Below are 11,721 nucleotides of genomic sequence, written 5' to 3'. Positions count from 1 at the left end.
CCCCACTTGGGGGAATTATTCTTATTTTGTATTAGTGATGATTAGATTTGTTTTTGGGTTGTTTTTACTGCTTGCCTTGCTCGCTTGTTCCGATAGCGAGTCTGTGGGTGCTTCTGAAAATAATTCAGGAATTGCAAACATCACCTTGATTGCAAGTATCAACGGCATTGGCGATAACAGCTATAATGACCAGATATTGGCAGGACTATTCCGGTTTAATGAAGATAGCGAAGTACCTTTCCGCTTGGTGCAGCCGGAATCTGTGGACGAGGCGGATTCCCTTGTAAAGGCGTGGCTCAAGGAAAATGTCGACACCGATTCATCGATGCTGATTTTGGCTTCTTCCGAATATGTGGGGCTAGCGCGAAAACTTGATATTCGCTTTACGGGGGTAGGCAACAAGGTTCTGTTGTTTGAGGCCGATACGGCGGGACTTCCACAAGATGTCTATTCATTCTCGATTGACCGCTATGGCGCAAGTTACTTGTCGGGGGCGATTCTGGGCATAAACCCCTGCATGATTTTGGCGGCGGCACCCGGCTTTGCGAGCCTAGAAACATCGATTGATGGCTTTAGGAAGGGCTACAATGCGCATAAGACGATAGCAGATACTCTGGGAGTGGATTATCTTACCTATAATGAAAATGATGAAACTGCTTTTAACAACATTGAATTTGCCTACGTGGCCACTTTTTCAATAACGAATTATATTCTAGATGCGGATAGACCTTCGGCTATTTTTCCTTTGTTGGGGGGCGCTATCAAGGGCGTGCGTCGGGCCTTGATCGATTATCCGAATACGGGACACTTTATGATTGGGATGGATGTTGACCAAAGCGGCGTGTTGCCAAAGGTGCCGTTTACTTTGGTCATTGACATTAAGGGGATTGTTATTCGCTACCTGGAAGAATGGGCTTTGGGTAAGGATTGGCCTCGGTTCCGCTCTTTTGGCTTGGGTGACGGTGCCGCATCGATTGTGTTTAACAAGAATTTTGACGATACGAAAGAGTTCGAAGCCCGCTATAAAAAGTATTATGACGAAGCGGTTCGTGAGGAGGCTCGCCATGCAAAGAAGTAAGCCTGCTCTGCTTTTGATATGGGTGACGGTAGCAATACTTTGCCTTTGCGGCTGTTCTGATAATTCCGCTTCTGCCAAGGCCGATGCGAAAACGCGTAAAATCAGGGTCGCCGTCATGGCGAAATCCTCTGAAATGGCCCGCTGGAAACGTAGCGCCGAATGGGCTTTGGAAAATATGGAAAAAGCCCAAGGCGGGCTCGACCAGAAGGTGGAACTGCAACTGGAATTTAAAAACCAGGATGACGCCGATATTGACGAGTATATGGAAAAGGTGGCTCACGATACGGACTATGTGGCTGTTGTGGGCCCTACTCAATCGGACAAGGCGTACCGTATGGCGGAACTTTTGCAGAAAAGTGAGAAGCCGATTCTTTCGCCCAAGGCGTCGAATGTGGAATACCAGCGTTTTTTTGCCAACATGCCGAACTTGTGGAACTTGGTTGAAAACGACTTTATGCTGATAGAATCAGCTTTCTCGCATTTGGCTAGTTCTTTTGCGGCTATTTTTAAGAATGAACTGGAACTTACTCTTTTGGCTCCGTCGAGTGAATTGAATGGTGGACTCGTAAGTTCTTATGTCGACTGGATAGGCTTTATGGCCGAAGAATTCGGACTTAAAATTGACAGAATCTTTTTGTACAATGACGAAGCCGAACTGCGGATGCTTACGCAGACTTATTTGGAACGTAAGAAACCGTATAGCGTTTTGTTGTTTGAACCCTATGATGACAAAATGGCCTTAGCCTTTGATGATGAATTGTATCAACAGGATGTCGCTTCTCAAGGTGGCATCCGAGTGGTGTGTTCCAGTAATTTCGTTTCGGATTCTATCGTAAAAAATCTTCATTACGATTTTTACCGTGGCTTTGATTTGTATGCAAGACCCGAGTCCGGGTTTGCGCAAGCTTACCATGAACATTTTGGCGAAGACATTCTCAATGGCGAAGCGCATTTCGTAGATGCTCTGTATATTTTGGCGTATGCCGCGACTTATTCCGTTTCGTCGGGCTTGGAATTGAATGAATCGATTAGAGCTGTGCTCGGAGGAAGGGACGGTACCGGCGGCGATTGGATGATTGCCGGAATGCATGAAAATTTCATGTCGTTGCAGAATGGACGCTTGCCTGATCTGACGGGGGTGTCAAGTTCTTGGACTTTCCAGGATAGGGACAACAGTGTGAGCGGTTCAGTGTATCGCGGGTGGAATATTGCTGACCATAAATATGTCACGAACGATTTTACCAGTAACGACGATTCGAAGCATTCAATAAATCCAGAAGAAAATTGGTTGGACTTTTTCAAGGCCGTTGTGGATACGAGCTTTTTCGAATATGCAGACTCAAATATTTCTTATAATGACGTTTCGAAACATTGGGCGCTTTTGGTTGCAGCCTCATCGGGCTGGGCAAATTACCGGTTTCAGGCGGACATCTTTGCCATTTACCAGAAACTCAAGAAGATGGGTTACGACGATGACCATATTATCATGATTGCCGAAGATGACCTTGCAAATCATCGTCGTAACTTGTATCCGGGAGAACTCTTTATCCGTTTGGATGGAGACAACGTCTATGAAAAGGGTGTGGTTGATTACAAATTAAGTTACGTAACGGCGTCTGACCTAGGAAATATATTAAGGGGGAATTCAAGTGATAAGTTGTCAAAGGTCCTCCGTGCAAAGTCGACCGACAATGTTTTTGTCTTTTGGAGTGGTCATGGGATGCCGGGATACCTGAATTTTGGAAATGACAAAATCAGTTACGAACAGATTATTTCGCTGGTGAAACAGATCCCGCACCGCAAGGTGCTGGTGGCCGTAGAAGCCTGCTATAGCGGAGGTCTTGGGGAAACGGCGGAAAAGGCGGATATTCCTGGTATCGTTTTTCTAACAGCGGCGTCGCCTTATGAAACGAGTAAGGCGGATGAACGAAACGAAGAAATGGGCGTATACTTGACGAACCGTTTTACTCGAGGTTTTACGGAACTGCTTGATGAGACTCCCGACGCAACGCTGAGGGACATGTATGTCGAAATTGCAAGTAAGATTTCAGGTTCGCATGTGCAGTTGTACAATATGAGCCATTATGGAAATATCTACAAAGAAAAGCTGGATGAATTCTTTGTGATAAAGTAATTATCTGTATTTTTCTTCGGGATGAGCTTCGTAGTACGCATTCTTGTCGTCGTACATGCGCTGGTCGGCAAGGTGCATTGACTTGCGGACATCGGTTCCGCCATGGCAGGAGCCTATCGAAAAATGAATGTTGTGGGCCTTGGCGGCTTCGTGAATTTGTTCGATTCGCTTTTGCAACTCGGCTTCGGTAATTTTAGGAACCAACGCCATAAATTCGTCGCCGCCAGCGCGGAACACTTCGCCGTCGTGGAGTATTTCTTGCAAGAGATTGGCCGCTGTACGGAGCATTATGTCGCCTGCGTTATGGCTCTGTTCGTCGTTCACGCGTTTGAGACCATTCAAGTCGATGAACAGGACTGCATCCGGTATGGGTGTTTCGCCACTCACAATCTGGTCTATGCGGTTGTTCATCATGTTTCTATTCTTGATGCCGGTCAGCGAATCAATGGTGCTCATGATTTCAAGTTTGTTCATGAGCTTGTAAGACGCGATTTCAGAAGCCAAGAAGAAGGTGGTGAGCTCCAACGTCTTTTTAATCTTGATTGTGTTTTCGGCGTTGAAGTTGATTGCCCACATGTAGCCAAGCAATTTGTTGTCGAATCGCAGCGGGAACAGTACGACGGTCTCGACCATGGCCCCCGCAAGGGATTTCGCCCATATGGGGTTCTGTTCGGCCAATTTTGCCATGTCGTGAGGATCTTTGATAATGATGCAGGTGCTGCCAGCCAAGGTCGATGGCCATGTCAAGGTAATGTCGTAGAACCCTTCGATGTAATTCGTCATGGGGAGCAGTCGCGTTCCCTTTTTGAGCGCGTCGCCTAAAATGGTGCATGAACGTTTTTCGTCATCCACAAGCAAAATACAGCAGTGCTCGGAATCGCAAATTTCACGAATGTCTTCGGTGACTTCTCTAAAAGTCTTTTTGCGATCGTCTGATCCGCGAAGCCTAATGCATGCCTTCAATACGTTAGAAGCGATATCGCCCGAAAGATCGGTCATTGACGCAGTGTCCGCTTTAGGCGAAACATCGTAAACATAGATGCAGTAGCCGGTGTTTGGTGTATCTGATTCCAGCGGTATCAGGAACATGTTCAGCCAGAGACCCATGGTATAGAGGTCGACATAGGCGTGAAGCGGTTTCTTGTTGCGTATGCAACGGAAACAATAGTCTTCGAAATTCTGATTCTTGGGAAAACAGGCTTCGTAAGGGGATCCGGGCACAAAAGGGTGCCCCAGTGCGGCCATGTCAGCACAATGAGCCTGGTTGCCCGCAACGACGCGAATATTCCCGTATGTATCGTCCGGGAAAAATTCTACGGAGACAATGCAGGCTTTCGCCTCGTATTTTGACAACAAGGAGTCAAAGTTCATGGTTTATTTTTTCCTTCTTGTGGAAAAATATATACCAATTTGAAGGCGAAAATTAGCAGTGGGCAAAAAAAATACCCCCTTGAGGGGGTAAAACGTATTCCAGGTTGGAATAATTACTTGATTCGGAGGCGTGCGTATTCGTACAGGCCCAGCGAAAGTGCCACTGAGGCGTTGTAGGAGTGGGCTTCGGGCATCATGGGGATGCGGAGTACGGCGTCGCACTGCTTGCGAATGAACGGCGGAAGGCCCACGTCTTCGCCACCCACGGCAATCACGGCCTGGTCGCTGAATTCAAAGCCGGCGAGGTTGGTTTCGGTGTCGGCGTCGAGACCAAGAATCTGGTAGCCGGCGAGCTTGAGTTCACCGACGGCGGCTTCCAGGTTGTTGGGGCGGCAAATCTTCATTTTGTCGAGGGCGCCTGCGGCAGAGCGGGCCACGGCAGGCGTAATGCCACACATGCCCTTGGCCGGGAGCATCAGCAAGTCCACGCCCAAGGCCAGCGCGCTACGGATGCATGCACCCAGGTTGCGCGGGTCTTCGATGTTGGTGCCCACGGCAATCAGCTTGCGTTCGCCCTTCTGCTTGGCGGCAAAGTATTCTTCGCGGATGTCTTCCCAAACGAGGAGTTCCTTTTCGTTTAGCAAGGCCACCACGCCGTGGTGCTGCGTCGTGTAAGTGTTCAGGACTTTGGAATCCACCTGCTGCACATGCACGTGAAGGCGCTTGGCCAGCTTCTGCAATTCGTAGAGTTTGGGGTTGCCCGACTGGTGCATAAACAGCACGCGGTGAACTTGCATGGGGCTGCGTTCCAACAGGTCGGTCACTTCGCGGATGCCGCCGATTGCGGTTTGCGGTGCGTTATCCGGATCGCCGAAACTCACGCGGCGGTCGCCATCGGACTTGCGGCGTGCGAAACCTTCGCGGGGTTTAAAGTTATCGCGCGGCTTGAAACCGTCGCGGCGTTCAAAGCCTTCACGACGCTCGAAATTGTCACGGCGTTCAAAACCTTCACGCGGTTCGCGGTCCCTGAAGTTGTTGCGGATAATGCCGAATTCTGTTTCTTTTTTGTCAAAACTCATATTGTTACCTATGTTTAAATTCTATGGATTGCTTCGCTCCGCTCGCAATGACGTTTAAGGGCGCGCGCGACAAATAATAATCTGGTCCATCTTGATGTCGGTCAGCTTCTGTGCGAGCGGCTCGACGCTAATCTGCTTGGGCGTTGCAATCCCTGCCTTGTAGGCGTTGGGGTGCTTTGCCAAAAAGCGGTCGTAGTAACCCTTGCCGTGTCCGCAGCGTTCGCCCGTCAGGTTGAACTTGGTGCCGGGAACCAGGAATACGGTAAAGTCGTCATTGAAAGCGGGCAAGTCGCCGCGGGGTTCCATAATGCCGAACTTGCCTTTGATCAAATCTTTCTTGAGGCTTTGCACGTGGCAGAATTCCATGGTGGTGGGGCCGGTGCAGCGGGGGAGCAGAAGGCGGTCTTCGTCGGCCAGCTGCTCGATAATCGGCATGATGTTCGGTTCGCCAGTGAGCGGGTAGAAGGCGGCCACCTTGCGGGATTCCTTGTAGCCGGGAATGGCGTGGATTTCTTCCCAGGGGTTTCCGATGAGTTCTTCGCCTTCGCGTTTTTTGCGCAACATCTCAAAAAGCGGCCTGGAGCCGAAAATCAAGAGGAGTAAAAAAGATACAAGAAGAATGGATTCCATGGATGCCTACGAAAAGATAAGCGGTTCAAAAAAAACAAAAATAGGACGGAGCGAATCTTAGTCAGGGTCTCCGACGCGCTTTGCGCTGGGGAGGTTCTGCTGCAGGATTTCGGTCCAAAGGGAGCGCTGCCAGTTCATCAGGTGGGCTTCTTCGAAGCGGGTTTCCCAGGGCATGTCGCCAGGGGCCGCAAGCCAAATCAGCTGAGCCTTGTTGGCCAAAAGCGATGGGTCCAGCTCCAGTTCTTCGGCCTTCAAATCGCGCCAGGTCTTGAGCACCGAAAGCAGGTCGGAGTTGGGAACCACCGGCGGAGGCGGCGCCTTCGGCAGGCGTTCCGGCCAGTCGCTTTGGGGCGCACTGACGGCGGTCTGGAGCATGTTCACGAAGGAATCGAGACGCTCGTCGCGGAAATTGCGGGGGAGCTTCGGCAACTTTTCCAAGTTCACGTTGGGGAAGTTGGCCTCGGAGCGGCGTGCAATCGCCAGCATGAGTTCTACGGGCATCACCTTGTAAGGCGGGCGGTCCAGTTCCTGGGCTTCTCTTTCGCGCCATTCCCAGACGGCCTTCAAAATATTGAGTGCGCAAGGAGAAAGCGGTGCTGAGCCCGAGACGCGCCAGGGGTCCCTTTTGAGGGGAGCCGGATTCTTGGCGTGCTCAATCAAGGCGTCGCACTGTTCGGTGAGCCATTCCATGCGGCCTGCGGCTTGCAACTTTTCTACCAAGATGGCGCAAAGTTCGTGCAGGTAGAAGGTGTCGTGAATGGCATATTCGCACATTTCCAGCGGCAGCGGACGCGTGGTCCAGTCGGCGCGCTGGTTTTCTTTCTTGAGTTCGTCACCGAAGTATTCGCGAACCAGGTCGGCAAGGCCCAAGTGGTCTTCGCCCAGAATCTTGGCGGCCAGCATGGTGTCGAAAATGTGCTTCGGTGAAAATCCGTAAGTCTGCCACAGCAGTCGCAAATCGTAGTCGGCGCCGTGGAAAATCAAGGTCTGCATGGCCCGCGCCTTGAACAGGGGGGCAAGGTCCACACCGCAAAGGGGGTCCACAATGTAATGGTGCTCGCCAATGGTAATCTGGATCAGGCAAAGGCGAGTGGTATAATGGTACATGGAATCCGCTTCGGTATCGACGGCGGCCATGTCATAAAGCTCCAAGTCCGCCAGCAAATTCGCCAGGGATTCTTCGCTATCGACCAGTATGTATTTCTCGTCCTGTAACATTCGGGGTGAAATGTAATTAAAAATATGCTTTTTGTTTTGCGAATGCTCTGATTGGAGGGGGAAGAATCCCCCTGGTTCGCACTGCGCACGCGCAGTAGCTCTCCACCCCTTCGAACGGGCGCTCGCCGCCCCGTAACGCCCCGGCTTTGAATAGGGGAGGGATTGCGTTGCAGAAGAAAAGGGACTGCGGCTGCGCCAGTCCCCGAGCTTTGCTCGGCTGGCTTGCCGCCCTACGGGCTCGATGCTTCGCATCAAGCTCATAATTTGCCTCTACGCACTGCGTGCATGAGCCAAATTATGTCGCACCCTCTTCGAGGGTCCGGTCCCTCCCGTGAGAATACAAAAAAGCCCAGCATTTAGCTGGGCGTTTTGTATTCGAGCGGGAAAAGGGACTCGGACCCTCGACCCCGACCTTGGCAAGGTCGTGCTCTACCAACTGAGCTATTCCCGCGAGGTGGCACAATTATAGATAATTGTGCGAGGCGTGTCAAGGGGAAGGTGACGCAAAAAATGATTTTTTTTGCGGTTCCTAGTGGTGACCGTACCCGTTGGGGTTGTTCTTCTGCCAGTTCCAGGCGTCACGGCACATTTCTTCGATGCCGTACTGGGCCTTCCAACCAAGTTCCTTAAGTGCTTTTTCGGGGTTGCAGTAGCAGGTGGCGATGTCGCCTGCGCGGCGGGGCTTGATGCTGTAGGGCACCTTGATGCCGTTGACCTTTTCAAAGGCGTGTACCACGTCCAGCACGGAGTAGCCGTGACCGGTACCCAGGTTGTAGATGGCGAGGCCACACTTGTTTTCAATCGCCTTGAGGGCGCTCACGTGGCCCGAGGCGAGGTCGCAAACGTGAATGTAGTCGCGCACACCGGTGCCATCGGGGGTGTCGTAGTCGTTACCGAATACGCCCAGTTCCTTGCGGATGCCGACTGCGGTCTGGGTAATGTAAGGCATTAAGTTGTTCGGAATTCCGTTGGGGTCTTCGCCGATTTTGCCGCTCGGGTGTGCGCCGATGGGGTTAAAGTAGCGGAGCAAGACCACGTTCCATTCGGGATCGGCCTTCTGCACGTCGATGAGCACCTGTTCCAGCATGGACTTGGTTTGTCCGTAGGGGTTGGTGATAGCGCCTTTCGGGCAGTTCTCGGTAATGGGAATTTCGGCGGGGTTGCCGTACACGGTTGCCGAAGACGAGAAGATGAAGTTCTTGCAGCCGTTGTTGCGCATGGCGTTCAGCAACACGAAGGTTGCGTTCATGTTGTTTTCGTAGTATTCCAGCGGCTTGGCGACAGATTCGCCTACGGCCTTGAGGCCGGCAAAGTGGATGCAGGCGTCAAAGTGGTTTTCCTTGAAAATCTTGTCCATGGCGGCCGCGTCACGGGCGTCTGCCTTGATAAAGGGAATTTCTTGGCCGACGATTTCGGCAACTCGACGCAGGGATTCGTCGCAGGAGTTCACCAGGTTGTCTACAGCGACAACGGTATGACCTGCCTTGTACAATTCAATAATCGTGTGGCTGCCAATATAACCTGCGCCACCAATAACAGCAATCTTCATTAAAAAACCTCAATTTTTGGACTAAAAATACAAAAAAGGGGGTGAATGAACGCTTTTTTTCAAAAAAATGGGCAAAAATAGGGGCTTTTCTCTTGACGAACCCCCGTCAAAAATGTATATATGAAAATATGAATACTTGTTCATGTATTAAAAATTCTAAAAACGATGTTTCCCTGGATGTTCTGTTCGAACTTTCGGAATTCTTCAAGTTCTTTGGCGATACCACGCGTATCCGCATTATTCATTTGATGCTTTCGGGCGAAATTTCGGTGAATGATATCGCCGAAAAGTTGAACCTGGAACAGTCCGTGGTGAGCCACCAGCTGCGCATTCTGCGTACGGCGAACTTGGTGAAGCCGCGCCGCGAAGGTCGCAAGATGTTCTACTCGCTCGATGATGACCATATCGGTTTGATTTTCAATACGGGTTTGACACATATTCTGCACAAGAAGGGTAAATAACAAGGGCAAATAACATGTTAGAGCTTTCTGAAATTTTTGAAAAGTTTTTCTGGCAATTCGTGACGTTGTTTTCGGAAATGGCGCCGTTCCTGCTGCTCGGTTTTTTGTTGGCGGGCGTTATTCACGTCTGGATTCCGAATCACTTGTATGTGCCAAAGATTGCAAAGCCGACTTTTAAGTCGGTGCTGTGGGCGGCCTTGTTTGGCGTACCGCTTCCGATTTGTAGCTGCGGCGTGATTCCGACTTCCATTGCGCTCAGGCGCGAAGGCGCGAGCAAGGGCGCTAGCGTGAGCTTTTTGATTTCGACGCCTGCGACGGGTGTGGATTCTATCTTGGCGACTTATTCTTTGCTGGGTGGCCCCTTTGCGATTTTGCGCCCGATTGCGGCTTTTGTGACTGCCATGCTTGGCGGCATTTTCACCAATGCAATGACAAAGAACGAAGGCGATACGGGCGTGGCCGTTGTGGGTGAAGAACATCATTACGACCACGAACATCATGATCATTGCGAATGCGGTGAAGACCATTGCAGTTGCGGCGAAGATCACTGCGGTTGCGGTGAACGCGACGGACACGAGAAAAAGTCTTTTGCCCAGAAGCTTTGGGCGACGGTTGAATATGGCTTTGTAGACATGGTGGGTAACGTGAGCAAGTGGCTGACTATCGGCCTGTTGCTTGGCGCCTTAATTGCCGCTTTTGTGCCCGATGACTTCTTCTTGTTCTTGCATGAATACCCGTTGCTTTGCATGCTTGTGGTGCTTGTGCTTGCCATGCCCATGTACACTTGCGCTACGGGCTCTATTCCGCTGGCTTTGGCCCTTGTAGAAAAAGGCATTACGCCGGGGGCTGCCTTGGTGCTGTTGATGGCTGGCCCTGCGACCAGTATCGCGAGCATGTTGGTGGTGGGCAAGGCTTTCGGCAAGCGTACCTTGATTGCCTACCTCACCTCCATTGCTTTGGGTGCCATGTTCTTCGGCTTTGTCGTCGACACCTTCTTCATGGATTCCTTCTTGTCGTCCATGTTGCCCCATGCCTCTGCCGAATGCCATGGCCATGGTGCGCTGGGTGTGTTTGACTACATTTGCGCTGGGTTGCTTGCCCTATTCATGATTTACGCAAAGTTTACTCGCAAGGGCGGCCACTGCGGTTGTGGAGAATGCGGCTGCGGGGAATGTGGTTGTGGCGATCACGACTGCAACTGCGAAGACCATGATGATTGCGATTGTCATGAGCATCACGAGCACCATGAACATGTGACTAAGACTTACAGGGTTGTCGGCATGAACTGCAGCCACTGCAAGGCTTGCGTCGAAAAAGCTTCCATGCTTTTAGATGGCGTTGTCTCTGCCGAAGCGGATGTTGCCCAAAAGGAACTCCGCGTCGTATGGCACGACGATGATGACATCGACGAAACGGCTCTGAAAAAGTCTATTGAAGATGCCGGTTTCGAATTCGGCGGGCTGATATAATTACTTTGTGCGGCTAGCGAAAATCTCGAAATCTTCTGGCGTGGTCAGCTTGTCATTCAGGGTGTTGCCCTTGACAATGTAAACCGGCTCGCCGAAATATTCGAGAATGCTGGCTTCGTCGGTGGGAGTAAAGTTTAAAGGCTCTGCGGCAATACGGCCGTAGAGTTTTTTTAGTAGTGCCACGGGCGCTGCCTGCGGAGTCTGAGCGAGCCAAACGGTATTGCGGTCGATGGTATTTTCAACCTTGCCGTCTTTCGCAATCTTGATGGTATCTACCGCGGGCTTTGCGACAAGACAACTGCCTTTTTCCACAAGCGTCTTGCAGACATCGCGAATGATTTCTTCGCTAATGAAGGGACGGGCCACGTCGTGAACCAGAGCGTATTCGGCGTTGCTGGTCAAGGCGTTCACGCCATTTTCGACGGACTGCCAGCGCTCTGCACCACCTACCACAATTTTCATCTTGGTGCGGATGAGTTCGCGCAGTTCTTCGTTCCCGTTGTCGCTGAAAATCTCTTTTTCAAAGTGGTCCTTCCAGTCGGCGGGCACAGCCATCACGACTTCGGCAATTTCATCCATCTTCAGGAATGTCTCGAGGCAGTAACGGTAAACGGGCTTGCCGCCCAAAACCATGAGCTGCTTGGGAATGTTACCGCCCATGCGTTTGCCGAGTCCTCCGGCGGGGAGCACTGCCGCGAATTTTCCTTTCATGTCTGTCATTGCCAAATCCAG

The 11,721-nt window shown here is 51.1% G+C and carries 10 protein-coding genes and 1 tRNA gene; 4 read left to right on the top strand and 7 right to left on the bottom strand.

Features of this window, described 5'->3' with window-relative positions; all coding sequences use genetic code 11:
* Nucleotides 1-37 precede the first annotated feature (37 nt).
* A complete protein-coding gene (locus ACJMNB_RS03455; RefSeq protein WP_405339026.1) occupies nucleotides 38-1,078 on the top strand; it encodes a hypothetical protein in 1,041 nt (346 codons plus the stop codon).
* Nucleotides 1,065-3,212 carry a C13 family peptidase gene (locus ACJMNB_RS03450; protein WP_405339024.1) on the top strand — a complete coding sequence of 716 codons (2,148 nt, stop codon included), beginning with the start codon at nucleotides 1,065-1,067 and terminating at the stop codon, nucleotides 3,210-3,212. The genes ACJMNB_RS03455 and ACJMNB_RS03450 overlap by 14 nt, the downstream gene beginning before the upstream one ends.
* Here ACJMNB_RS03450 and ACJMNB_RS03445 read toward each other — a convergent pair whose 3' ends face one another.
* The 6 genes from ACJMNB_RS03445 to galE form a co-directional block, all read right to left on the bottom strand.
* On the bottom strand, nucleotides 3,213-4,583 hold the full coding sequence (locus ACJMNB_RS03445) for a diguanylate cyclase domain-containing protein (RefSeq protein WP_405339022.1): 1,371 nt from the start codon (nucleotides 4,581-4,583) through the stop codon (nucleotides 3,213-3,215). It lies immediately after the preceding gene.
* Between the two features lie 113 nt (nucleotides 4,584-4,696).
* Complete coding sequence (locus ACJMNB_RS03440) at nucleotides 4,697-5,662, bottom strand: TrmH family RNA methyltransferase (RefSeq protein WP_405339020.1); 966 nt, start codon at nucleotides 5,660-5,662, stop codon at nucleotides 4,697-4,699.
* Nucleotides 5,663-5,716: 54 nt separating this feature from the next.
* Nucleotides 5,717-6,292 carry a 5-formyltetrahydrofolate cyclo-ligase gene (locus ACJMNB_RS03435; protein WP_405339018.1) on the bottom strand — a complete coding sequence of 192 codons (576 nt, stop codon included), beginning with the start codon at nucleotides 6,290-6,292 and terminating at the stop codon, nucleotides 5,717-5,719.
* A 57-nt stretch (nucleotides 6,293-6,349) separates the two neighbouring features.
* Complete coding sequence (locus ACJMNB_RS03430) at nucleotides 6,350-7,510, bottom strand: ribonuclease D (protein WP_405339016.1); 1,161 nt, start codon at nucleotides 7,508-7,510, stop codon at nucleotides 6,350-6,352.
* Nucleotides 7,511-7,888: 378 nt separating this feature from the next.
* Nucleotides 7,889-7,961: transfer RNA gene (locus tag ACJMNB_RS03425), tRNA-Gly, on the bottom strand.
* Nucleotides 7,962-8,039: 78 nt separating this feature from the next.
* Nucleotides 8,040-9,059 carry a UDP-glucose 4-epimerase GalE gene (galE, locus tag ACJMNB_RS03420; protein WP_405339014.1) on the bottom strand — a complete coding sequence of 340 codons (1,020 nt, stop codon included), beginning with the start codon at nucleotides 9,057-9,059 and terminating at the stop codon, nucleotides 8,040-8,042.
* A gap of 128 nt (nucleotides 9,060-9,187) precedes the next feature.
* On the opposite strand from galE, the gene ACJMNB_RS03415 reads away from it, so the two are divergent.
* A complete protein-coding gene (locus ACJMNB_RS03415; RefSeq protein ID WP_405339012.1) occupies nucleotides 9,188-9,520 on the top strand; it encodes an ArsR/SmtB family transcription factor in 333 nt (110 codons plus the stop codon).
* A gap of 14 nt (nucleotides 9,521-9,534) precedes the next feature.
* Complete coding sequence (locus ACJMNB_RS03410; protein ID WP_405339010.1) at nucleotides 9,535-10,989, top strand: SO_0444 family Cu/Zn efflux transporter; 1,455 nt, start codon at nucleotides 9,535-9,537, stop codon at nucleotides 10,987-10,989.
* On the opposite strand, the gene ispD is transcribed toward ACJMNB_RS03410, so the two are convergent.
* Nucleotides 10,990-11,709, bottom strand: coding sequence for a 2-C-methyl-D-erythritol 4-phosphate cytidylyltransferase (ispD, locus tag ACJMNB_RS03405; RefSeq protein ID WP_405339008.1), 720 nt, complete (start codon nucleotides 11,707-11,709; stop codon nucleotides 10,990-10,992).
* Nucleotides 11,710-11,721: the final 12 nt, after the last annotated feature.

The sequence above is a fragment of the Fibrobacter sp. genome, from assembly GCF_045131395.1.
GTDB lineage: Bacteria > Fibrobacterota > Fibrobacteria > Fibrobacterales > Fibrobacteraceae > Fibrobacter.
The sequence above is the reverse complement of the archived record's forward strand: the minus strand, read 5'-3'. Positions and strand labels throughout refer to the sequence as shown.